This window comes from Bacillus sp. V26, from assembly GCF_034296245.1.
GTDB classification, from domain to species: Bacteria; Bacillota; Bacilli; order Bacillales; family Bacillaceae; genus Bacillus; species Bacillus halotolerans.
Map to the genome: position 1 here is coordinate 658,181 of NZ_JAXKQF010000001.1, position 22,981 is coordinate 681,161.

Consider the following 22,981-nt stretch of genomic DNA (forward strand, 5'->3'; position numbering starts at 1 on the left):
TCCCGTAAGGTTTTTAGAGATTGATTATAACAAGTCATTTCTTTCACGTCATATAAACTGCTCAAACGATCCGAATTTGTCAAATATTTCTGTATAATAGACAGGGAATCATTTTATTTTTTAGGATCGAAGCGTTTTTATACATAGGAGGGCGGAAATGATGAATTGGCAGACTAAGGATGATTTGCTTACCCTTTTAACTTCTCTTGTCCAGTACGAAAGTGTCACCGGTTCGAAAGGGGAGGCCGCACTTGCAGAATATCTTTATTATCTTTTAAAGGACAAGCCTTATTTTCAAAATAACCCTGATCATGTAACACTCCATCCGATGGAAGACGGCAGAACGTTTTTGACAGCGCTTGTCAAAAAGAAAGATGTCAAACAGACGGTGCTCTTGCTGAGTCATTTTGACGTCGTGGACATAGAGGACTACGGAGAATTCAAACATATGGCTTGTAAGCCGGCTGAGCTTTTGAACTCCTTTTTAGAGAAAAAAGAGTTGCTTCCTAAACGTGTGAGAACAGACGCGGAAAGCGGCGACTGGCTGTTCGGGAGAGGCACGATGGATATGAAAGCGGGGCTGGCTATTCAGCTGTCGATGCTTGAGCGGGCAATGAATGGTCATTTTGATGGGAATGTGCTTTTGATTACGGTTCCTGACGAGGAAGTGAACTCAAGGGGAATGATCGAAGCCGTTCCTGCGCTGAAAGAAATGGAGAAAAAATATCATCTTACATACACTGCTTGTTTGAATAGCGAACCGATGTTTGAAAAGTTTCCGGGCGACCAGCAGCAATATGTGTATTCAGGAAGCATCGGCAAGGTTCTCGCAGGGTTTTTCTGCAAAGGGATAGAGACGCATGTTGGAGAGCCGTTTTCCGGTTTAAATGCAAATTTAATGGTTTCTGAGATCAACCGTCTGCTGGAACTGAACGTGAATTACTGCGAAATGGCTGACGGGGAAGTCACCCCGCCGCCGGTAAACTTAATGCAAAAGGACTTGAAGGAGGCATATTCCGTCCAAACACCGCATACGGCCGTTACGTTATTTAATGTACTGACAATGAAGCGTTCTGCGAGTGAGCTGCATAACATGCTGCGGAGAACCGCAGAGCAGGCGGCAGAGAAGATTTCAAACCATATTCAGAAAAAAACACGTGATTTCCAGAAGTTTGAGCCATTTCATCCAATTGAACGAACTGTCTCTGTTTTTACATTTGATGAGCTGCTTGCACGTGCGAAAAGGCGTGTCGGAAGCTCGGAAACAGAACGAATACTGAATTTCACTTATGCAAACAGGGGAGATCTTGGAGACAGGGATTTTTCGACTAGAATTGTATCTGAGCTCGCAGCGCTGTGTAAGGAAGATGCGCCGCTCATCGTTCTCTTTTACAGCCCTCCATTTTATCCCGCAGTGTCATCAAAGAACGATCAGGTAATCAAGAATGCTGCTGGCAAGCTCATTCAATATGCAGCTGACAGGTACGGCATTGCTTTACGGGAGGTTCAGTATTTCCCAGGACTCTCGGATTTGAGCTATCTTCAGCTGGAAAAACAGGAGGTTGGTGCATACACAAGCAATATGCCGCTCTTTAACAGAGGATATTCACTTCCCAGCAGTAAAGACAAGGCGCTGTATGTCCCGGTATTAAATGTCGGCCCGGCTGGAAAAGACCCGCACAAATGGACAGAAAGACTGTATGTGCCTTATTCCTTTGAGGTGCTTCCCGACTTGCTTTCCTTTACAATCTCTGCATTATTAAAACAATCAGAAGCTGCCAGCCAGCCTTAAGATAAAAGAAGACAGAAAGCGCTTTGCCTTCTGTCTTGTGTTTTTTTCTATAAATGCTTCTCTAAGGCGGCTCCGGCAAATTGCTCTTTGATTTCAGCGCTTCGTTTGGCTGTTTCTTCAATACAATGAATGATCGCTTCTTCAAAGCGGGCTTCCGTTAAAGCGCGAAGGCCTGCCTCTGTTGTTCCCCCTGGGCTCGTAATCTCCCTGCGCAGCTGTGCGGGCTGTTTTCCGCTTTGACGAAGCATGTCTGTTGCGCCTGCCATTGTCTGCAGGATCAATTTTTTAGCCGTTTCCTCCTCTAAACCGACCGTTTGCGCCGCTTTTTCCATCGCTTCGATATAGCGATACAGGTAAGCGGGACCGCTGCCTGCTATCGCGGTAACGGCATCAAGGTGCTGCTCCTCAACCAATGTGGCGTCACCGATTGTTTCTAGCAATGCTGTAGCCGCCGTGATATCGTCTTGGCTTGCTTCAGCGCTTACGGAAAATCCGGTTGCTGATTTTCTGATGGCAGCTGAAGTATTCGGCATCACCCGTATGACAGCAAGCTTTCTGCCGAAATAATGCTGAATGGTTTCGATGGTAAGGCCTGCAAGCACAGAAATGACAAGCTGGTCCTTCATGTAAGAACGAATGCTGTCAATGCTCTCTGCCGCATCCTTAGGCTTAAAAGCGAGAACGACGATATCAGTTTGTGTGAAAAACTCGCTCTTATCCCTGCATGGACGCACGCCGTACATTTCCTTTAATTCATTGAGTCTCTCTTCGTTTGACCTGTTTGTGATATAAATATTTTCAGGTTTTGTAATGCCGCTTTGCAAAAAGCCGTTGATCATTGCTTCAGCCATGGACCCGGCGCCGACAAATCCTATCTTTTTCATGGATATCCTCCTTCTATCAGAACAACAAAAAACCTTTTCATCACGTAAAGGACGAAAAGGTTCGCGGTACCACCCTCATTAGCACAACTTGTGCTCAGCTCAAATCCCGTAACGCGGGAAACGTTTAGGTTTTCCTAACCGCTCTGAGGGCAGGTTCTACAAACAAGCGGGCCGCGATACCTTTCAGCCTGGGGATATCGCTCTCTCTGGCCATTGCCTGTATACTATTCCTCGTCATAGCGTTCCAATGGTTCTCATTTTAGTTGTTGTTCATTATGCAATGGGGGATAAGCTAATGTCAATAGCTTTTTCAAAAAGGGACATTCTCATACGGCAATAATGACACAGGACCGAGAAAAAGCTAAAATATGAGTAATGAATGAAGACAAGGAGCAAAAGAATGACAACTGCAGATATCATTCCGATTCGCGTCCCGACACCGTTTGCCGTCGGTGATGTCATCGTTTACTTAGTGAAAGGTGACGCGCTGACACTGATCGATGCCGGACCGAACACTAAAGAAGCAGCTGAAGTCCTAAAAGAGCAGCTTGATAGTATACATATAGAAATGTCAGATATTGAGCAGATCGTGCTGACTCACCATCACGCAGATCATGCGGGGTTGCTTGATGTTTTTTCTGATGATATTAAAGTGATTGGACATCCGTTTAACGAACCATATATCAGCAGAGACAAGGCATTTATGGAGTGGCAAAAACATTTTTTTCAAAAGCTGCTGCCTGAGTTAGGCGTTCCATTTGATGAGGTGAAAGCAGAAAGGCTCATCCGATCGGCGTACGCATTTTCCTGTACAAGATCCTTGACCCAAACGGTTACGGAAGGGATGAAAATTGACGGGATGGGTGACTGGACTGTTCTGGAAATGCCCGGGCATGCAGAGTCGCATATTGTTCTCTTTCATGAAAAGACCGGAAGAGTGCTTGGCGGTGATTTGCTGCTGGCGAACAGCTCGTCTAACCCGATTCTTGAAGCGCCAAAAACGGGAGAAAAAAGATCGGAGCCTTTACTGGATTATCAGCGGTCGTTGCGGAGGCTGTCTGAACTTGCCCCGAACACAGTGTTTCCCGGTCATGGCGAGACGATTGGCAATGTACGAGCACTGATCAAGAAGCGGTTTGACAAGCAGAGCAGCCGAACCGAGGATGTGCGTCATATGCTGTCGGAAAAACCGCTTACCGCTTTTCAGGTCTGTCAGCAGCTCTTTCCTGCCGTTTATGAAAAAGAGTTGTTTTTAACGATATCAGAAACGGTTGGGCATCTTGATATATTGGCAGCCGAAGCAGGCATCACGTCATATTGGGATGGAAAAACCGCGTACTTTAGAGCAATAGAGAGGTGAACAGGGTGAAAAATATAGCTGGCAAGCGTATTTGGATTACAGGTGCTTCAGGAGGGCTTGGTGAAAGAATCGCTTATTTATGTACGGCTGAAGGAGCCCATGTTTTGCTGTCGGCAAGACGTGAGGATCGTTTGAAGGAAATCAAAAGAAAAATGACCGAGGAATGGAACGGACAGTGTGATATTTTCCCTCTGGATGTCTCCTGTCTTGAAGATATCACCCTCGTCCGTGATCAGATCGGTCCGGTTGATGTGCTGATCAATAATGCAGGCTTCGGTATTTTTGAAACGGTTTTAGACTCTACACTTGATGAGATGAAATCAATGTTTGATGTCAATGTTTTCGGTCTGATCGCCTGTACAAAAGCTGTTCTTCCGCATATGCTTGAGCAAAAAAGCGGCCATATCATCAATATTGCCTCTCAAGCAGGGAAAATTGCCACGCCGAAATCCAGCCTTTATTCAGCGACAAAACACGCTGTGCTCGGCTATTCAAACGCTTTGCGTATGGAGCTGGCGGGCACGGGCGTCCATGTGACGACAGTCAATCCAGGGCCGATTCAGACTGACTTTTTTTCTATTGCTGACAAAGGCGGAGACTATGCCAAAAATGTCGAACGCTGGATGCTTGACCCAGATGATGTGGCAGCACAAATCGCGTCTGCCATTATGACGAACAAACGTGAAATCAACCTTCCTCGTTTGATGAATGCCGGCACAAAGCTATATCAGCTGTTTCCAGCCCTTGTGGAAAAGCTGGCTGGACGGGTGTTCATGAAAAAATAAGCATGGAACTGCCTGTGTGAGGCGCCTTTTGGTGTGTTTGCAGGCAGTTTTTTATAAAGATATACATTTGTTAAGGGAAGGAGAAATGGCTGATGTCGATAAATCAAGAAACTTTGCGTAATCTGATAAAAGATCCATTGATTCAGAAATTGATTGATGCACGACCGGTATTCTGGGCTAATCCCGGCAAGAAAGAGGGGATGGTTCTACAAGCGGCTGAGTGGGAAAGCGAGATAGCCGAGGCGGACAAAAGACTTCGGCGGTTTGCTCCTTATATTGCCGAGGCGTTTCCGGAAACAAAAGCTGCCGAAGGGATGATTGAATCGCCGCTTTTTGAAATACGCCATATGAAAAAGAAGCTGGAGGAAGTGTATGGCGAAACGTTTCCGGGGAGATGGCTTTTAAAGTGCGATCATGAGCTTCCGATTTCGGGATCGATTAAAGCACGCGGCGGTATTTATGAAGTGCTGAAACATGCGGAGGAGCTTGCGCTTCAAGTAGGAATGCTTAAGGAAACAGATGATTACCGCATCTTGCACGAAGAGCGGTTCACTTCATTTTTCTCACGCTATTCCATTGCTGTCGGCTCAACAGGCAATCTTGGTTTAAGCATCGGCATCATTGGCGCCAAACTAGGTTTTCGAGTGACGGTGCATATGTCCTCCGACGCTAAACAGTGGAAGAAGGATTTACTTCACAAAAAGGGCGTCACCGTAATCGAGTACGAATCAGATTACAGTGAAGCGGTTAAAGAAGGACGGCGGCAGGCGGAACAAGATCCATTCTGTTATTTTATTGATGATGAACATTCCCGCCAGCTGTTCCTAGGATATGCGGTAGCGGCCAGTCGTTTAAAAACACAGCTCAGCTTAATGGATATCGAGCCTGGTCCTGAAACACCGCTGTTTGTGTATTTGCCTTGCGGAGTCGGCGGAGGGCCGGGCGGTGTGGCATTTGGACTGAAGCTATTGTACGGAAACCATGTCCATGTATTTTTCGGGGAGCCTACCCATTCACCGTCTATGCTCTTAGGTGTATATTCCGGCCTGCATGACCAGATCTCTGTGCAGGATATCGGCTTGGATAATGTAACGGCTGCTGACGGGCTTGCCGTAGGGCGTCCGTCAGGATTTGTCGGCAATCTGATAGAACCTTTGCTGAGCGGCTGTTATACAATTGAAGACGAAACGCTGTATACCTTGCTTCATTTGCTGGCTTTATCTGAAAATAAGCATTTAGAGCCGTCTGCGCTTGCCGGCATGTTCGGGCCTGTTCAGCTGTTTTTATCGGAAACCGGGAAACACGACATGTCTGAAAATGATCTGCGTCACAGCATGAAAAATGCCGTACATGTTGTCTGGGGAACGGGAGGCAGTATGGTTCCGAAAGAAGAAATGGCTGCATATAACCGAATCGGTGCTGACTTGTTAAAAGGTAAATTGAAAAAATAAGCAGACAGTAGGAATGTTTTCCGTTACAATCTTTGTAAGCGTTTGTTTAAAGCTACAGAGAGTCAGGTGTAAACAGTGAAAAATAAAGAGCTTAATTTACATACTTTATATACACAGCACAGCCGGCAGTCTTGGTCAGGATTTGGGGGCCATTTGTCGATTGCTGTTTCTGAAGAAGAGGCAAAAGCTGTTGAAGGGCTGAATGATCATCTATCCGTAGAGGAAGTGGAGACGATCTATATTCCGCTTGTTCGCCTGCTTCATTTGCATGTCAAGTCGGCTGCCGAACGAAATAAGCATGTGAATGTTTTTTTGAAGCACCCTCATTCAGCCAAAATTCCGTTTATCATCGGCATTGCCGGCAGTGTCGCAGTCGGAAAAAGCACGACAGCGCGGATTTTGCAGAAGCTGCTTTCGCGTTTGCCGGATCGCCCCAAGGTCAGCCTGATCACGACAGACGGCTTTTTATTTCCTACAGCTGAGCTGAAGAAGAAAAACTTGCTGTCAAGAAAAGGATTTCCTGAAAGCTATGATGTGAAAGCGCTCCTCGAATTTTTGAATGACGTAAAGTCAGGAAAAGAAAGAGTGAAGGCCCCGGTATATTCTCATTTAACCTATGACCGCGAGGAAGGTGTGTTCGAGGTTGTAGAACAGGCTGACATCGTGATTATCGAAGGGATTAATGTTCTTCAATCGCCGACCTTGGAGGATGACCGGGAAAATCCCCGCATCTTTGTTTCCGATTTCTTTGATTTTTCAATTTACGTAGATGCGGACGAAAGCCGGATTCTTACCTGGTATTTAGAGCGTTTCCGCCTTCTTCGGGAAACAGCCTTTCAAAATCCGGACTCGTATTTTCATAAGTTTAAAGACCTGTCTGACCAGGAGGCTGACGAGATGGCAACCTCGATTTGGGAGAATGTCAACCGCCCTAATTTATATGAAAATATTTTGCCGACTAAATTCAGGTCAGATTTAATATTGCGAAAGGGAGACCGGCATAAGGTAGAAGAAGTGTTAGTGAGAAGGGTGTGACCATTATGCACCATATTGAACTGTATGTCTCCGATTTGGAAGCGGCTATAAAGAGTTTCAAAAATGGAGTTCGGGCATCAGCTGGAAGAAAGATCACTTTTACCTTGTGATTGTTCAGGCAAAAGAAGAATGTCTAGAGCCGAAATATCACAGGTGCCGTGTCGGCCTGAACCATCTCGCGTTTCATGCTGAAATCAAGCTTCAAGTCGACCTGATGACTGAAAAATTGTTGGCAAAAGGCTGTACCGAGACCGGCATCCTTTTGCCGGAGGAGACGGGCATTATGCAGTCTATTGTGAGGACCCTGACCGGATCAAGGTAGAGCTCGTTGCCCCAAGCGGTTAATCGTTTTGGTCTCCGGACATGCTGTTAAGCTTTTTTTCGATTCGGTCCAGCTGTGCTTTACGGTTTTTCGCATATGTAGAGCCGATCACAGCCGCCGAGATAACAGCGGCAAACATGAAAAATACGATCAGCTGAAACATGATATCACCTATATTCATATTTCATCACCTCGTTTTTGCGGGAGAGAGCGATTCTCTCCCGTCTTCTTGTGTTAAAGCGGCTTCCCCAGTCCGGGTTGCTGCTCAGTGATTCCCGCTTTCATCCTCCGATAGGCAAACACTAAAAACGGCAGGCCAAGCAGGGTAATGCCGCTAAGGACAGAAAAAATGGAACTTGGATGCCCGGCACCAAATGCATCTATACATAAGCCGCCGGCCCAAGGGCCAATCACATTCCCAAACTGCGAAAAGCCGATCGCTCCGAAATACGTTCCTTTTAATCCGGGTTTTGCAATCTGATCTACAAACAAATCCATCATACAGAATAAGAGCACTTCTCCAATTGTAAATGCAATCACAATGATAACAAGTGAAGAAACCCCGTGTGACATGGTAAGGGTCATCATGCTGGCGCTGATCATGATATTGCCGAGCATCAGGGAGCAAAGCGGCGAAAACCGTTTACCAAGGTGGACAATGGGAAACTGTGTTGCCAAAACAACAATTGCGTTTAATGTCAGCATCAAGCCGTACAATTTTGTCCCATTTTCGATAAAGGGATTCTGCGCCATATATTGCGGAAATGTAGAGCTGAACTGCGAATAGCCGAAGATGCATAGTGTAATGCCGATAAGAGCAACTGTAAAAAGACGGTCCTTTTGCGTTACCATAAACGCTTCCCGAACGTTCAGATTTCTGGATTGTTCTAATGTCGCGGGTGGATGCTTTTTAAATTGGATGGCAAGGATGACACCGTACATCCCATAAATCACCGCGGGCACCAAAAAAGGAGCGGTAGATTGTGATGAACCAAAGTACAGACCGAGCACAGGGCCGAAGACAACGCCGATATTAATGGCTGCATACCGTAAATTAAAAACCAGCAATCTTGTTTTTTCTTCTGTCATATCTGACAGCAAAGCTTTTGAAGCAGGTTCAAACAGTGATTTACAAAGTCCGTTTAACGCATTTACCACAAAAAATACCCAGAGGTGAGAAGCGGCCGCAAACCCTGCAAACACCAGCATCCAGCCGAAAATGGATACAAGCATCATGTTCTTTCTGCCGAATTTGTCCGAGATATATCCGCCATAAAAGCTTGCAATGATACCGACTGATGAGCTCGCCGCAATGACAAGCCCCGCGTAGGACGCTGATGCGCCTTGGACAGCTGTTAAATAAATCGCTAAAAACGGAATGCTCATCGATGTTGCCATCCTGCCAAAAATGGTTCCGATAATAATTGTCCAGCTGATTGGGTGGATATCTTTCCATGTCTTCATGTCTATTGTTCTCTCCTGTTAGTAAGATCTTTTCCTATCATACATGAAAAAATTTCCTTATCCAACGGCGGATTAAATATTTTTACTTACCGGTTTATATGGGATTGTATTACACTATGGGTGCGCAGGATGACCTTTGTTTTTGAATGGTTCATGTTTCACGTTTTGACGATGGCGTTTACGCCGTTGAAGCGGAGATTGAAGTATGCGGATTTTTTGTCCGGCGCTTATATCATGAAAGTGCAATTCTCATTGAGCAGAAATGCCCGGGCAGTTTAAAGACATCAGGAAGACGGGAGAAGCAAACGGATTTCCGTTTAAAGACGTTGACCCATCAGGCTCTAGCTCATATCGTCGGGGTTCCTGAAATGCTGAGTGAGTAAAGTTTATTGATGGGCTTGAGCGTCCTTACATGAGAAGGGGCGCTTCCCGTTGATATCAGCCGCGTCCCTTCTGGCCATACGAAAACAGATATAAGAAATTTCTTCAACAATGAAGGTGCATGACACTAAGAAAACAGCCCTTGGTTTGTGACGTAGTCATAAATGATATCCTCTATATGCGCATGCAGGTCCTCGTCTGGATCTTCATTTTGTCTTTCCTCTAAAGCAGCTTTCAGGCTTTGTTTTTCATACGGGCTTAACGGATCAACGGCGACATTTCGGCAGTATTGGCGCAATGCCTGTCCCAGCATTTTTTCGACAAATTTCTCCATTTTGACTCTCCTATCTTTATGGTTCGCTTTCATTCTACTAAATGTTTTCCTTCTCTCAAACCCTTGCATCATATTTTCTGTCAGACAAGAATCATTTACCAGTATAAATCGAACATATTTTCGCATATAATAGTGAAAGCGAACATAAGTTCTTTTTAGAGGTGTGTATGATGAAAGAAAAAGTGATTTTTCTCGTTGACATGCAATCGTTTTATGCATCTGTAGAGAAAGCGGAAAATCCACATTTGAAAAATCAGCCGGTAATTGTTTCGGGTGATCCGGAAAGGCGGGGCGGAGTTGTATTGGCTGCATGCCCGCTGGCGAAACGAAAAGGGGTAGCCAATGCCTCACGCCTGTGGGAAGCGCAGGAAAAGTGCCCTGAAGCTGTTGTGCTCCGGCCTCGTATGCAGCGGTATATTGATGTATCGCTGCAAATCACCGCCATTTTAGAGGAATATACAGATCTTGTGGAGCCCTATTCCATTGACGAGCAGTTCATGGATATCACAGGCAGCCAGAAGCTGTTTGGGGCGCCCGAGGAAATTGCCAAAAGCATTCAGGACAGAATTATGCGGGAGGTCGGCATTTATGCCCGGGTCGGAATCGGCCCTAATAAAGCGCTCGCCAAAATCGCGTGTGACAATTTTGCCAAAAAGAATAAGAACGGTATTTTCACGTTAACGAAAGAAAATATGAAAACCGAGATGTGGCCGCTTCCGGTGGGGAGTATGTTTGGCGTCGGGAGCCGGATGAAACATCATTTAAATCGAATGGGCATCAGCACGATCGGCGGGCTTGCGGTTTTTCCGCTCGTGCTGTTAAAAAAGAAATGGGGCATTAACGGACACGTGCTGTGGATGACGGCGAACGGAATCGACTATTCTCCTGTGTCAACGGCATCGCTGGACGGACAAAAAGCGATTGGCCACGGAATGACACTCCCGAAAGACTATGAACACTTTGACAAAGAAATAAAGGTCGTTCTGCTGGAGCTGAGTGAAGAGGTATGCAGGCGAAGCCGAAACGCCGGGATGATGGGGCAGACGGTTTCGGTGAGCTGCAGGGGGGCTGACTTTGATTTGCCGACCGGCTTCAACCGGCAAGTGAAGCTGGCGGAACCGACCAATTCTACGCAGGATGTGTACCAAGCTGTATGCAGACTGTTTCTCAAGTTTTGGGACGGGAAGCCTGTCCGCCGCCTCGGGGTCAATCTCTCTCAGCTCTCATCTGATGAAGTATGGCAGCTTAATTTATTTCAGGATTATGCAAAGAAGATGAGCCTCGGCTATGTGATGGACGGGATTAAAAACCGGTTCGGCGACACGGCGATCATCAGGGCGGCCTCACTGACAGCGGCAGGCCAGGCGTTTGAACGTGCGGCTAAAATAGGAGGGCATTATAAATGAATGAGCATTTAAAAAGAGGCAATCTGCTGTGGGAAGGAAGCCGAATGTTTCTGCCTGAACATAAACAAAGCCTGCTTGAGAGAAAACACCATAAACAGAAGCTGCAAAGGCCAATCCTTGACTCGGATAAGCTGGAGGAGATGAACCAAACGCTTTGCATGGCAATGGAATTTGCTCAGGATATTACTGTCAGCTGCTTTCAAGATGGCGAAATTGTCACCTGCAGCGGGAAAATCTGCCGCTATGAGGAATTTGAAAAAACAGTGTGGATAAAAGGGGACGCCGGCAAGCTCTGTAAGCTGAGACTTGATCAGGTGCTTGATATTTTTCTGTAAATGTCCCCCCTCATGGAGGGGGAGAACTAGAAGTGAAAATAGCAAACATTGTTCCGTCAGCAGTCTGGAAACGTATGATACAGAAAAGAAGGCATTTACAATTCCAGTCAGGCAAAATATAATTTTTATATTGTGAGAAAAAAGAGACATTCGTTTTGCCAGACGGAGGGAGATCAAATCGTAATGGATATTCGAACAATCACGTCTTCAGATTATGAAATGGTAATGTCTGTAATGAATGAATGGTGGGGCGGCAGGCAGCTGAAAGAAAAGCTCCCGCGATTATTTTTTGAACATTTTCAGGACACCAGCTTTATCACACATGAACATAACAGCATGACTGGATTTTTAATCGGATTTCAATCGCAATCAGATCCTGTAACGGCATACATCCATTTTTCCGGTGTGCATCCGGATTTCAGAAAAATGCAAATTGGAAAACAATTATACGAGGTGTTTATTGAAACAGTTAAGAAAAGGGGATGCACCCGGGTAAAGTGCGTGACGTCCCCGGTAAATAAGGTGTCAATCGCGTATCATACAAGACTGGGATTTGAAATTGAAAAAGGCAGCAAAACAGTGAATGGCATCTCAGTATTTGCAAATTACGATGGACCGGGCCAAGACAGGGTTCTTTTTGTGAAAAACATATGAGGAGGAACCGCTATGGATTTTTTTAAAAAAACACCTGAGCCTCCTTATTATGCTGTTATCTTTTCTTCTGTCAAAAGTGAAAATGACGAAGCTTATGGAGAAACAGCAGAGCGGATGGTTTCGCTTGCGGCGAGCCAGCCCGGATTTTTAGGTGTGGAAAGCGTTCGCGGAGCGGATGGAACCGGCATCACAGTTTCCTATTGGGAGAGTATGGACGCAATCAATCATTGGAAGCATCACACCGAACATCAGGCAGCGAAAGAGAAAGGAAAAAGCGTATGGTATGAATCGTATGCGGTCCGCGTCGCCAAAGTCGAGAAGCAGCGGCTGTTTTCAGGAGAAAACAAATGATTGCATTTCTTCAGCATAAGGAGGAGGCTGTATCGCGTGAGATTATTGACGTTCAAAAGCCAGCTTATGTAAAAGAAGCGGAGCTTATCGGTTTTGACGGAATCCCTGCTTTACACGAAAAAGCTGAGGATATCAGAGCCTCTCAGGAGCGATTTGCGGGATACCGGGAAGACGGGAAACTGCTCGGTGTCATTTCATACGAGAAGTGTATACATGAGCTGACAATTTGCAGACTTGTTGTGCATCCCGACGGTTTCAGAAAAGGCATTGGACGAGCACTCGTGCAATTTGTTATTGATCAGAACGAAGACGCTGAGAAAATCGAGGTTGTAACAGCCGAGAAAAACAACCCGGCCGTGTCGCTGTATACGCAGGCAGGGTTTGTAAAGACGAAAACCGTCAAAGCGTCAGAGGGGCTTTTGCTGTCAGTCTTTCATCTCTATCCGAAAAGAAAGGTTGAAGTCGTTCACTACAATGAAGAATGGGCACGGCTGTTTAGTGAGGAAAAAGATCGTCTGAAGCTTGTGCTTGGCCCGGAGATCATTGACGTGCATCATGTCGGAAGCACATCGATACCAAATATGGCGGCAAAGCCGGTCATTGATATCCTGATTTCAGTAAAGGATATCGCGGCCGTGAACCAATATGATTCGAAAATGGCGGAGCTCGACTATATGCCGAAAGGAGAAAACGGCATGATTGGCAGACGCTATTTTCAAAAGGGCGGAAATAAGCGTACTCATCATGTCCATATCTATGAGGGAGGGCATCCTGCTATTGAAAGGCATTTGGTGTTCAGAGATTATCTCACAGCTCATCCGGAAATAGCGAATGAATACGCCGCGCTCAAAAAACAGCTGGCGGCCCAGTACCCGGATAATATCAAGCAATACATACAGGGAAAAAACGATTGGATCAAGGCTGCAGAAGAAAAAGCGAAGCGGTGGAAAAAAAGCAGAAACAATGCGAACGGACGCGTGGTGTGCTACAATAGCGAAAATGAAAAAAACGGGGGTTTCACCTTATGAACATTCATGTGACAGATGCAGCAAAACAGGCACTGCAGCAGGCGCTTGACGCCAACCCGGGAAAAAAGGCACAGCTCCGTTATGACGCTGAAGGATGCGGCTGCGCAGTAAGCGGTGTACCGACCATCTGGGTGACAGAGGAATTAGCGGGACAGTGTGAGCAGCTGGAAACGAACGGCATTCCGCTATATATCCAGTCGTCGCAAAAAGTGTTTTTTGACGATCAAATGACAATCGATTACAATGAAAAAGCCAAAACGCTGGCGCTGAAAAGTCCGGCTCAAATGCTCAGTCCAAGAATGAGCATATTAGTAAAGTAGGGAGACACGAAACGTGGAACAAAAGCTGAAGTCAATTAAGAATACAGCACAGAATAAAACGTGGGTATCCTTTCTGAACAAAAACCATCCCTACACACTGCTGCATTGGTCAATCGGAGGAGCGCAATCCGTCGAGAAGGATGTTTGGCTTTTGCAGGATGAAATGACATTTGAAGCGCAGGAGTTTACAACGATAGACCTTGCGATTGAGTGGATCAGTGAACATATGGATGGCATCACAGACGTTTTATGATGGAAAAGCGAAAGGCCGATAGGGGCCTTTCGTTTTTTACGTTATTTTGTCTAAAAAGGCTTGCACGGTTTTTCGATACGTGTCCCGATTTTTTGTATACGACATGGCGTGTTCTCCAGCTTCAGCAATATAGAGTTCCTTTGGACCGGGCTTTTTTTTATAAAGCCGCTCGGTTGCAGAAACAGGAATATAATCATCGTGCCTGCTGTGAATAAAGAGGACCGGCTTTTCGATCGTTTCGATGACGGCAAGCGGAGATACATCGCGTGCGCGGTAGCCGTCCCTGAACCGCAAAAAGGAGTCGGCAATGGGAAGAATCGGCCAGGAAGGCAGCCGGTATTCCGCTTTCAGACGATACGCAAGCTGTTCCTCGAAGCTTGCAAACGGGCAATCGGCAATATAAAAATCAGCGCCATCGTCAGGATGTGCGCCTGCATACAGCAGAGCTGTCACTGCTCCCATTGATTCACCATGAACTCCAACCAATCCGCGGTTACCGGTTTTGTCTTTGACCCATTTGACGACCTCGTTTAAATCATCCTTTTCATAAAAACCATAGCTTGTAGTCTTTCCGCCGCTTTGTCCGTGCCGGCGATGATCGTAAATCAGCACATTCCAGCCGAGGTCAAGAAATAAATCCATATATTTGAGAGAATTCAATACATTTACGGTCACACCGTGGCAGATGATCATTGTATTTGATGTATCGTGCGGTGCAGCATAGTAGCCTTTTATAGCATATCCGTAAGCCGATGGAATCACAAAAGCCGTTTTCTCCATGCGTTCAAACGATTCAAATACATCATGCCCGTCATCTGTTTCTCTTTTCATAATCTCATCGTCGGTTTTTTTCTTTATGAACATAATGATATTTGTGAAGCAAATACCGATAGCAGCTACAGCTGCCAAGACAGCGCCGACGGCTAAAAGGAATCTTTTCAAAAGACACAGCACCTTTCAACTCTATTATGGATAACCTTCTAAAACCATTATACCTAAACGCTGATGAGCCGGCAGAAAAATATGACAGCTTTTTCAGAAGAGAGTCTTCTTGTTCAGCCTGAATCTCCGTGATAAACTGGCTTCAAAACAAAAACACGGGGGAAGCGAGCATGAAAAAACAAAAATCCGCTGACAAACACCAATTAAAAGACGACCTTCAATCCGATATAAAAGAAAAGCTGATGCAGATGAAAAGCCAATTGAAGGAAGAGGATCAGGAGAGACAGAAAAGAGAAAAAGCAGAACAGATCAGAAAGAAAAAGGAGATCGAAAAAAATAAAACCTTCGAAGAGCTCCTAAATGAAAGTCCGTTGGATTGGCATCAATATAAATAAACCAGCACCTGTACAGGTGCTGGTTTTTCTGTTAAGAGCGGTGGGCTTCGTAAACGTCTTGTTTCGTATGAGATTGGAGCGCTTTGATTTCCTCTTCACTTAAACGCCGTGCGTTTGCAGCATGAACGTTTTCCCGTAACTGCTCAATCTTACTGGCGCCTGTAATCACTGAGGCGACAGCAGGCTGTGCTAACAGATACTGCAGCGACTTTTCTGTCATGGACAGATCTGGCGCGACATTCTCCATCGCTTTGCGGGCATTTGTCAGTTTCTCGAACGAATAGGATAAGTACCCGTTTTGTTTGATACTGTCAGCCGTTTGTTCAAGCGGTTTCTCAGTCAGCAGCCCTTTAGCGACCGGGCCCCTGGCAACGACACTGATCTGATGTTCCTCTAAAAGCGGGAGCCATTCCTCCGGCCGTCTGTCAAACAGGCTGAATTGCATCATAATGCTGACGATGTTTGACTTTTTTATATATTCTTTAATGACGTTCGGGCGAATAGAAGAAATTCCATAATAACGAATGACACCTTCTTGTTTTAATTCTTCAAATGCTTCAATCGTTTCATCAATGTTATCTTCTATTGTGCCGCCGTGAAGCTGATACAGGTCGATATAATCCGTTTTCAGACGTGTCAAGCTCTTTTTCACAGCTTCTTTTATGTAAGCTTTTGAAGGGTCCCAATACCAGCCTTCACTTTCGTCACTCCAGCGGTTTCCCGCTTTTGTGGCCAAAATAATATCCTGGCGTCTGTTTTGAATCGCTTCGCCGACGATTTCTTCATTGCGGCCGCGGTCATACAAATCAGCTGTGTCGAGATAGTTGATGCCAAGCTCAATGGCTTCATCAAGGATCGACAGCGCTTTATTTTTTTCGGTTCCAAGGGACATACAGCCAAGTCCGACTTCGCTTATTTCTAAATCAGATGAACCTAGTTTGCGCTTTCTCATGTGCACACTCCTTTTTTTAGGCTTTGTAATGACCGTAATATAAAGGAGCGGAGTTTTCAACTTTTACGGCTCGGAAACCCAATCTTTCACATACCGGAATGTGCGCCCGTATTCCTTAAGCTTCGCCCGCACCTCCCACGCTTTTCCCACTAAAACGACGCCCTTTTGCATACGGTACACTTTCATAAAGAAGCCCCCTTTTCTCTAGTATGATAAAATGTATGGGGCATGATATAGAGACAGAACGGGAGATGAAGAAATGAAACACTTAGAAGAAAAAACAATTGCTAAAGAACAGATTTTTTCGGGTAAAGTTATTGATCTTTATGTAGAGGACGTCGAGCTCCCAAACGGAAAAACGAGTAAACGCGAAATTGTAAAACACCCGGGTGCTGTAGCGGTGCTGGCTGTCACAGACGAAGGGAAAATCATAATGGTGAAACAATTCCGGAAGCCGCTGGAGCGGACGATCGTTGAAATACCGGCCGGAAAGCTGGAAAAAGGAGAAGAGCCGGAGTATACGGCGCTTCGGGAGCTGGAAGAAGAAACAGGATACACAGCGAAAAAGCTGACGAAAATCACAGCATTCTATACATCGCCCGGTTTTGCCGATGAAATTGTTCACGTTTTTCTTGCGGAAGAGCTGTCTGTGCTTGAAGAAAAACGGGAGCTTGATGAGGACGAGTTTGTTGAAGTGATGGAGGTGACGCTTGAAGACGCACTGAAGCTGGTTGTGTCGCGTGAGGTATACGACGCAAAGACAGCCTATGCGATTCAATATCTTCAGCTGAAAGAAGCGCTGCAAGCATAAAAATGAAAAAGATTTACGCGGATTTACACATTCATATCGGCCGGACCTATACAGGAAGGGCTGTCAAAATAACAGGTGCAAAAACCCTGACGCTGGACCGGATTTTGGTTGAGGCCAGTGAAAATAAAGGGATTGAACTTCTGGGGATTATTGACTGCCATTCCCCGGAAGTAATATTAGAGCTTGAGGAAGGCATTGCTTCAGGCAGGTATCACGAGCTTGAGGGCGGCGGAATCCGTTATCGCAGCACAACTCTTTTATTGGGAAGCGAGCTGGAGATTTACGATGAAGCCTGCAGCGGGCCGATTCATGTGCTCGCTTTTATGCCGACACTCGCTGATATGAAACAATTTTCAGCCTGGCTTTCAGCGCGGATGAAAAATATTCACTTAAGCTCGCAGCGGATATACGAAACAGGCTTGAACCTTCAAAAAAAAGTAAAGGAAATGGGCGGATTGTTTATCCCCGCCCATATTTTCACGCCCCACAAAAGCTTGTACGGAAAAGGGGTTAAGTCAAGTTTAACTGAGGTTTTTGATCCTTCTATGATAGATGCGGTCGAGCTTGGTTTAAGCTGTGACACTCCTATGGCTTCACGGGTATCCGAATTAAATAAATATTCATTTTTAACAAATTCTGATGCGCATTCCTTAGGGAAGATCGGCAGAGAATATAATGAACTATATGTGCAGTCAGCTGATTTTTCTGAGTTTGCTCTTGCATTAAAGGGACAGGATAACAGGAAAATTACTGCAAATTACGGATTAGATCCGCTGTTGGGGAAGTATTATCAAACGGCTTGTGAAGTATGCGGGGAGCGTACAGTGAGCGGGGCAACGGCGTGCGCGGAATGCGGAAGTGCCAGATTGACAAAGGGTGTCAGCGAGAGACTGCGCGAACTGAGTGATCAGTTTGGAAAAGGCATAACGCGTCCTAGATATGTCCATCAAATACCGCTGCAATTTGTTCCGGGTGTCGGACCGAAAACCCTGCACAAGCTGAAGACTGCCTTTGGCACAGAAATGGCTGTTCTCCATGAGACTTCAGAGGAGGATCTGGCGCGGGTTGTTCCGCCGAAAACCGCCGCTCTTATTGTGAAAGCGAGGTCAGGAAAGCTTGAACTGAAAGCCGGAGGAGGAGGAACCTACGGGAAAGTTAAGTCCTGAGTGAAAATTAACTCAGTTCCTCCTGGACTTTTCTCTTTGTCCGGATAAAGGTGATCAGCTGTATAATTTCGTCTTCAGACAGCGGCTTGCCGTCAACAGCAATGTCAATGTCAAGGCTGCTCCACGTGGTCAATTCAATGGTCTGAGGAGCAGTCTGCTTTTGCTTTGGGCGGCCTAAGAGGTCATCGCAGGTTGTGTCAAAAAGGTCTGCCAGCATTGCCAGCGCCTCAAGCGAAGGGCGACGGTAGCCGGACTCGTATCCCGCGTATGTGCTTTTTGCGATGCCCAGGAGGTCAGCCGTATATTGAAGCGACCAATTTTTCTTTTTTCTCAATTCAGTTAAACGATCTAAATTCATGGACTTCCGCTCCTTTTTCAACTTGAGCTGATTATATCATATAGGTATTCGGAAGTGTACGCGAATTGAATAATAATGTCTTGCGTATTTTATTTTCCGTGTCTATAATTGCATTAAAAGTATGCGAAAAGCGAATGCCTTCTCGCAAACCCATCTTTAGATATAGTGAAGAGGTGTATGGTATGAAAAAATTATTGATGTTGACAACTGGGGGAACGATCGCTTCAGTTGAAGGGGAAAACGGGCTTGCCCCGGGGGTGAAGGCTGACGAGTTGTTAAGTTACGTATCAAAACTTGATAACGATTACACGATGGAAACCCAATCGCTTATGAATATAGACAGCACCAATATGCAGCCTGAATACTGGGTGGAGATAGCGGAAGCCGTTAAGGAAAATTATGATGCCTATGACGGGTTTGTTATTACCCATGGTACAGATACAATGGCCTATACATCTGCCGCATTATCTTATATGCTGCAGCATGCTAAAAAGCCGATTGTGATTACAGGCTCGCAGATTCCGATTACCTTTCAAAAGACAGACGCCAAAAAAAATATTACAGATGCCATTCGCTTTGCCTGTGAAGGCGTAGGTGGGGTTTATGTTGTGTTTGACGGCAGAGTCATTCAAGGAACACGTGCGATCAAGTTAAGAACGAAAAGCTATGACGCGTTTGAAAGCATCAATTATCCATATATCGCTTTTATTACAGAAGACGGGATTGAATACAACAAACAAGTAACGGAACCAGAGAACGACTCTTTCACAGTTGACACGTCACTATGCACAGATGTTTGTCTGCTTAAGCTGCATCCGGGCTTAAAGCCGGAAATGCTGGACGCTCTGAGAAGCATGTACAAAGGAATTGTCATCGAAAGTTATGGCAGCGGAGGCGTTCCGTTTGAAGGCAGAGACATTTTGTCCAAAGTAAATGAGCTGATTGAAAGCGGCATCGTTGTCGTCATTACGACTCAATGCTTGGAAGAAGGCGAAGATATGAGTATTTACGAAGTCGGCCGCAGAGTCAATCAGGACTTGATTATCCGCTCTAGAAACATGAACACTGAAGCAATCGTTCCTAAATTAATGTGGGCACTCGGCCAATCCTCAGATCTGCCAGTCGTAAAAAGAATTATGGAAACACCGATTGCCGATGACGTTGTCCTGTAAAAAAGCTAAAACTATAACCATTATAGAGAAAGTAGGTTAAAGATTATGTTGAACGGCCAAAAAGAATACCGCGTGGAAAAAGATTTCCTTGGAGAAAAACAAATTGAAGCAGATGTCTATTACGGCATCCAAACGCTGCGTGCTTCAGAAAACTTTCCGATTACGGGATATAAAATCCATGAAGAAATGATTAACGCGCTGGCGATTGTAAAAAAAGCTGCCGCTCTTGCAAACATGGATGTAAAACGGCTGTATGAAGGAATTGGCCAAGCTATCGTACAAGCCGCTGACGAGATTCTGGAAGGCAAGTGGCACGACCAGTTTATCGTTGATCCGATTCAAGGCGGCGCTGGTACATCCATGAACATGAATGCGAACGAGGTCATCGGAAACCGCGCGCTTGAAATCATGGGTCATAAAAAGGGAGAATACATCCATTTAAGCCCTAACACACACGTTAATATGTCTCAGTCAACAAACGATGTATTTCCGACAGCCATTCATATATCCACACTGAATCTGCTGGAAAAACTGCTTAAGACGATGGAAGACATGCATGGTGTGTTTAAACAAAAAGCACAGGAATTTGATTCTGTCATTAAAATGGGACGGACTCACCTCCAAGACGCTGTTCCGATTCGTCTCGGCCAGGAATTTGAAGCATACAGCCGTGTTCTTGAGCGTGATATTAAACGCATTAAACAATCCCGGCAGCACCTGTATGAAGTCAACATGGGCGCTACTGCTGTCGGCACTGGACTGAACGCCGATCCGGAATATATCAAACAAGTCGTTAAACACCTTGCTGATATTAGCGGACTGCCTCTTGTCGGCGCTGACCATCTTGTCGATGCAACGCAAAATACAGATGCTTACACAGAAGTTTCTGCATCATTAAAAGTCTGCATGATGAACATGTCGAAGATCGCAAACGACCTTCGTTTAATGGCATCGGGACCGCGCGCCGGACTTGCGGAGATCTCTCTGCCTGCCCGCCAGCCGGGATCTTCCATCATGCCGGGTAAAGTCAATCCGGTTATGGCGGAGCTCATTAACCAAATTGCGTTCCAGGTGATTGGAAACGATAATACCATCTGCCTAGCTTCAGAAGCAGGTCAGCTTGAGTTAAACGTTATGGAGCCAGTGCTCGTCTTTAATCTGCTGCAATCAATCAGCATTATGAACAATGGTTTCCGTTCCTTCACTGACTATTGCTTAAAAGGCATCGAAGCTAATGAAAAACGCTTGAAACAATACGTAGAAAAAAGCGCTGGCGTTATTACCGCTGTGAATCCGCATCTTGGCTATGAAGCGGCTGCCCGAATCGCCAGGGAAGCGATTATGACAGGCCAATCCGTCCGTGATCTTTGCCTTCAGCATGATGTGCTGACAGAAGAAGAACTGGATATCATTTTAAATCCATACGAGATGACAAAGCCAGGGATTGCCGGAAAAGAGCTATTAGAAAAATAAAATTTAAACAAAATGCAGCTTATTCACCTCTGGATAGCCGGTGAATAAGCTGTTTACAAGCATAGGGATGAGGAAGTATAGTATACGTGTTGCACTATTTATTGAAAGCGTTTTAGCTTTTTCATTAAGGGGGACTTCTTTTGAAGGATGTAAGATTGCCAACACTATTTGAAATTATTATCGTACTAGGAGCATTTTTAGCACTTGTTCTGTCGTTTACAGTCTTTTTAGACTTGCCAATACAGCTAGCGCTTTTTGTTTCTTGGTTTATTGCAATGATTCTCGGAATCAGACTGGGTTATTCATATAAAGATCTGCAAAACGCGATTGTTCATGGGATATCTAATGGTCTTGAAGCTGTTCTGATTCTCGTTTCAGTCGGAGCGCTCATTGGAACATGGATTGCCGGAGGCGTCGTGCCGACCTTGATTTATTATGGATTAGAATTTATTCATCCTAGTATCTTTTTACTCGCAACATTAATTATTTGTTCTATTATGTCTGTGGCAACAGGAACGTCATGGGGAACAGTAGGAACAGCCGGCATCGCCATGATCGCAATTGGTGAAGGCCTCGGAATCCCGCTTCCTCTTGTAGCTGGAGCCATTCTTTCCGGAGCTTACTTCGGGGACAAGCTGTCTCCTCTGTCTGACAGCACAGTCCTGGCTTCTTCATTATCAAAAGTGGATGTATTGGACCACGTCAGAGCGATGCTTTATTTATCAATACCAGCATATGTGATTACGGCTATTCTCTTTACAGCTGTTGGATTTATGTACGGCGGGAAAAATATTGACCTCGACAAAGTTGAATTTTTGAAATCTTCATTGCAGAATACATTTGACATTCATATTTGGATGCTGATCCCGGCTGTAATCGTTATCGTCTTATTAGCGATGAAAAAGCCATCTATGCCGGTTATCGTAATTGGTGCATTGCTTGGCGCTGTCTGGGCTGCTGTTTTCCAAGGCATGAATTTCGCGGATGCGATTGCAACAGCGTACAACGGGTTCTCTATTAAAACAGATGTTGAATTTTTAAACGGCCTCTTAAACCGCGGAGGCATCGTAGGCATGCTCGGGTCTCTCGTCGTGATTATCTTTGGTCTCGGTTTTGGCGGGTTGCTTGAGAAGCTAGGTGTGTTAAAAGTCATTGTTTCATTGTTTGAAAAGAAATTGACATCAGCGGGCAATGTGACGTTATCTACGCTGATTGTAGCATTTTTGGCGAACATCTTTGGGTGTGCCATGTATGTATCTCTTATTTTGACACCGAAGATTATGGAAGACAGCTATGACCGTTTGCATCTGGACAGAAGAGTTCTATCCCGTAATTCAGAGGTCGGGGGAACTTTGACTTCAGGTATGGTCCCTTGGTCTGATAACGGCATTTACATGGCCGGGATTTTAGGAGTTTCTACCTTCTCTTATCTGCCGTTTATGTGGCTCAGTTTTGTCGCAATAGGTCTTGCCATTATCTATGGTTATACAGGAAAATGTATATGGTATACGAAAAACGATACAGCTCAAGCTGAAAAACTAGGCTAAGGGGAGGATC

At 45.3% G+C, this 22,981-nt stretch carries 26 protein-coding genes and 2 pseudogenes; 20 read left to right on the forward strand and 8 right to left on the reverse strand.

The genetic code is table 11. From position 1 onward, the window contains the following. Positions 1–160 precede the first annotated feature (160 nt). Positions 161–1,792 carry a M20/M25/M40 family metallo-hydrolase gene (locus UJ203_RS03590; RefSeq protein ID WP_322008619.1) on the forward strand — a complete coding sequence of 544 codons (1,632 nt, stop codon included), beginning with the start codon at positions 161–163 and terminating at the stop codon, positions 1,790–1,792. 47 nt (positions 1,793–1,839) lie between these two features. On the opposite strand, the gene proC is transcribed toward UJ203_RS03590, so the two are convergent. After that, positions 1,840–2,676 carry a pyrroline-5-carboxylate reductase gene (gene proC, locus UJ203_RS03595; protein ID WP_024121960.1) on the reverse strand — a complete coding sequence of 279 codons (837 nt, stop codon included), beginning with the start codon at positions 2,674–2,676 and terminating at the stop codon, positions 1,840–1,842. A 400-nt stretch (positions 2,677–3,076) separates the two neighbouring features. Here proC and UJ203_RS03600 point away from each other — a divergent pair, with 400 nt between their 5' ends. The 5 genes and pseudogenes from UJ203_RS03600 (at position 3,077) to UJ203_RS03620 (ending at position 7,652) form a co-directional block, all read left to right on the forward strand. Then, complete coding sequence (locus UJ203_RS03600; RefSeq protein WP_322008620.1) at positions 3,077–4,036, forward strand: MBL fold metallo-hydrolase; 960 nt, start codon at positions 3,077–3,079, stop codon at positions 4,034–4,036. 5 nt (positions 4,037–4,041) lie between these two features. Beyond that, entirely contained in the window at positions 4,042–4,821 is a 780-nt protein-coding gene (locus UJ203_RS03605) for an SDR family oxidoreductase (RefSeq protein WP_322008621.1), read from the forward strand. A 92-nt stretch (positions 4,822–4,913) separates the two neighbouring features. Further along, positions 4,914–6,272: a D-serine ammonia-lyase gene (gene dsdA / locus UJ203_RS03610; protein WP_322008622.1), complete on the forward strand. Its 1,359-nt coding sequence runs from the start codon at positions 4,914–4,916 to the stop codon at positions 6,270–6,272. 75 nt (positions 6,273–6,347) lie between these two features. Next, a complete protein-coding gene (gene coaA, locus UJ203_RS03615) occupies positions 6,348–7,307 on the forward strand; it encodes a type I pantothenate kinase (protein WP_105991695.1) in 960 nt (319 codons plus the stop codon). 5 nt (positions 7,308–7,312) lie between these two features. Next, positions 7,313–7,652, forward strand: a pseudogene (locus UJ203_RS03620) (VOC family protein). Here UJ203_RS03620 and UJ203_RS03625 read toward each other — a convergent pair. Together UJ203_RS03625 and UJ203_RS03630 are read right to left on the reverse strand one after the other, a co-directional pair. Then, positions 7,649–7,810 carry a hypothetical protein gene (locus UJ203_RS03625; protein WP_322008623.1) on the reverse strand — a complete coding sequence of 54 codons (162 nt, stop codon included), beginning with the start codon at positions 7,808–7,810 and terminating at the stop codon, positions 7,649–7,651. The pseudogene UJ203_RS03620 and the gene UJ203_RS03625 sit on opposite strands and share 4 nt — an antisense overlap. Positions 7,811–7,863: 53 nt before the next feature. After that, positions 7,864–9,093: an MFS transporter gene (locus UJ203_RS03630; RefSeq protein ID WP_322008624.1), complete on the reverse strand. Its 1,230-nt coding sequence runs from the start codon at positions 9,091–9,093 to the stop codon at positions 7,864–7,866. A gap of 146 nt (positions 9,094–9,239) precedes the next feature. On the opposite strand from UJ203_RS03630, the gene UJ203_RS03635 reads away from it, so the two are divergent. Beyond that, a complete protein-coding gene (locus tag UJ203_RS03635; protein ID WP_322008625.1) occupies positions 9,240–9,476 on the forward strand; it encodes a hypothetical protein in 237 nt (78 codons plus the stop codon). Between the two features lie 125 nt (positions 9,477–9,601). Here UJ203_RS03635 and UJ203_RS03640 read toward each other — a convergent pair whose 3' ends face one another. Continuing rightward, positions 9,602–9,808, reverse strand: coding sequence for a YqzH family protein (locus UJ203_RS03640; protein WP_322008626.1), 207 nt, complete (start codon positions 9,806–9,808; stop codon positions 9,602–9,604). 167 nt (positions 9,809–9,975) lie between these two features. On the opposite strand from UJ203_RS03640, the gene UJ203_RS03645 reads away from it, so the two are divergent. The 7 genes and pseudogenes from UJ203_RS03645 (at position 9,976) to UJ203_RS03675 (ending at position 14,155) form a co-directional block, all read left to right on the forward strand. Next, positions 9,976–11,214 carry a DNA polymerase IV gene (locus UJ203_RS03645; RefSeq protein ID WP_322008627.1) on the forward strand — a complete coding sequence of 413 codons (1,239 nt, stop codon included), beginning with the start codon at positions 9,976–9,978 and terminating at the stop codon, positions 11,212–11,214. After that, positions 11,211–11,549, forward strand: a complete 339-nt coding sequence (locus tag UJ203_RS03650) for a YolD-like family protein (RefSeq protein ID WP_024121949.1) — start codon at positions 11,211–11,213, stop codon at positions 11,547–11,549. The genes UJ203_RS03645 and UJ203_RS03650 overlap by 4 nt, the downstream gene beginning before the upstream one ends. A gap of 183 nt (positions 11,550–11,732) precedes the next feature. Then, positions 11,733–12,203, forward strand: coding sequence for a GNAT family N-acetyltransferase (locus tag UJ203_RS03655; RefSeq protein WP_322008628.1), 471 nt, complete (start codon positions 11,733–11,735; stop codon positions 12,201–12,203). 12 nt (positions 12,204–12,215) lie between these two features. Continuing rightward, positions 12,216–12,573: pseudogene (locus UJ203_RS03660) on the forward strand (antibiotic biosynthesis monooxygenase family protein). Beyond that, positions 12,551–13,582: a GNAT family N-acetyltransferase gene (locus UJ203_RS03665; RefSeq protein WP_322008629.1), complete on the forward strand. Its 1,032-nt coding sequence runs from the start codon at positions 12,551–12,553 to the stop codon at positions 13,580–13,582. Before UJ203_RS03660 ends, UJ203_RS03665 begins: the two are co-directional and overlap by 23 nt. Further along, positions 13,579–13,902: an iron-sulfur cluster biosynthesis family protein gene (locus UJ203_RS03670; protein ID WP_024121945.1), complete on the forward strand. Its 324-nt coding sequence runs from the start codon at positions 13,579–13,581 to the stop codon at positions 13,900–13,902. Before UJ203_RS03665 ends, UJ203_RS03670 begins: the two co-directional genes overlap by 4 nt. Positions 13,903–13,915: 13 nt before the next feature. Beyond that, a complete protein-coding gene (locus UJ203_RS03675) occupies positions 13,916–14,155 on the forward strand; it encodes a DUF2552 family protein (RefSeq protein WP_044154756.1) in 240 nt (79 codons plus the stop codon). Positions 14,156–14,191: 36 nt separating this feature from the next. On the opposite strand, the gene UJ203_RS03680 is transcribed toward UJ203_RS03675, so the two are convergent. Beyond that, the gene (locus UJ203_RS03680) at positions 14,192–15,097 is read right to left on the reverse strand and encodes an alpha/beta hydrolase (RefSeq protein ID WP_322008630.1); all 906 of its coding nucleotides are present in this window, start codon (positions 15,095–15,097) and stop codon (positions 14,192–14,194) included. A 170-nt stretch (positions 15,098–15,267) separates the two neighbouring features. On the opposite strand from UJ203_RS03680, the gene UJ203_RS03685 reads away from it, so the two are divergent. After that, positions 15,268–15,492: a YqkE family protein gene (locus UJ203_RS03685; protein WP_248338802.1), complete on the forward strand. Its 225-nt coding sequence runs from the start codon at positions 15,268–15,270 to the stop codon at positions 15,490–15,492. A gap of 31 nt (positions 15,493–15,523) precedes the next feature. Here the strand turns inward: UJ203_RS03685 and UJ203_RS03690 are convergent, their stop codons facing one another. Together UJ203_RS03690 and mciZ are read right to left on the reverse strand one after the other, a co-directional pair. Beyond that, positions 15,524–16,444, reverse strand: a complete 921-nt coding sequence (locus UJ203_RS03690) for an aldo/keto reductase (RefSeq protein ID WP_322008631.1) — start codon at positions 16,442–16,444, stop codon at positions 15,524–15,526. A gap of 63 nt (positions 16,445–16,507) precedes the next feature. Further along, positions 16,508–16,630, reverse strand: a complete 123-nt coding sequence (mciZ, locus tag UJ203_RS03695; protein WP_024121940.1) for a Z-ring formation inhibitor MciZ — start codon at positions 16,628–16,630, stop codon at positions 16,508–16,510. Between the two features lie 73 nt (positions 16,631–16,703). Here mciZ and nudF point away from each other — a divergent pair, with 73 nt between their 5' ends. Further along, positions 16,704–17,255 carry an ADP-ribose pyrophosphatase gene (gene nudF, locus UJ203_RS03700; protein WP_322008632.1) on the forward strand — a complete coding sequence of 184 codons (552 nt, stop codon included), beginning with the start codon at positions 16,704–16,706 and terminating at the stop codon, positions 17,253–17,255. A gap of 2 nt (positions 17,256–17,257) precedes the next feature. Next, on the forward strand, positions 17,258–18,421 hold the full coding sequence (locus tag UJ203_RS03705) for a TIGR00375 family protein (RefSeq protein WP_322008633.1): 1,164 nt from the start codon (positions 17,258–17,260) through the stop codon (positions 18,419–18,421). Positions 18,422–18,428: 7 nt separating this feature from the next. Here UJ203_RS03705 and UJ203_RS03710 read toward each other — a convergent pair whose 3' ends face one another. Next, a complete protein-coding gene (locus UJ203_RS03710; RefSeq protein ID WP_024121939.1) occupies positions 18,429–18,779 on the reverse strand; it encodes a helix-turn-helix domain-containing protein in 351 nt (116 codons plus the stop codon). A 182-nt stretch (positions 18,780–18,961) separates the two neighbouring features. Between UJ203_RS03710 and ansA the strand changes: the two genes are divergently transcribed. From ansA to mleN, 3 genes are all read left to right on the forward strand, one after another. After that, the gene (gene ansA, locus UJ203_RS03715) at positions 18,962–19,951 is read left to right on the forward strand and encodes an asparaginase (protein WP_322008634.1); all 990 of its coding nucleotides are present in this window, start codon (positions 18,962–18,964) and stop codon (positions 19,949–19,951) included. A gap of 45 nt (positions 19,952–19,996) precedes the next feature. After that, a complete protein-coding gene (gene aspA, locus UJ203_RS03720; RefSeq protein ID WP_010334814.1) occupies positions 19,997–21,424 on the forward strand; it encodes an aspartate ammonia-lyase in 1,428 nt (475 codons plus the stop codon). Between the two features lie 140 nt (positions 21,425–21,564). Further along, positions 21,565–22,971 carry a malate-H+/Na+-lactate antiporter MleN gene (mleN, locus tag UJ203_RS03725; RefSeq protein ID WP_322008635.1) on the forward strand — a complete coding sequence of 469 codons (1,407 nt, stop codon included), beginning with the start codon at positions 21,565–21,567 and terminating at the stop codon, positions 22,969–22,971. Positions 22,972–22,981 lie beyond the last annotated feature (10 nt).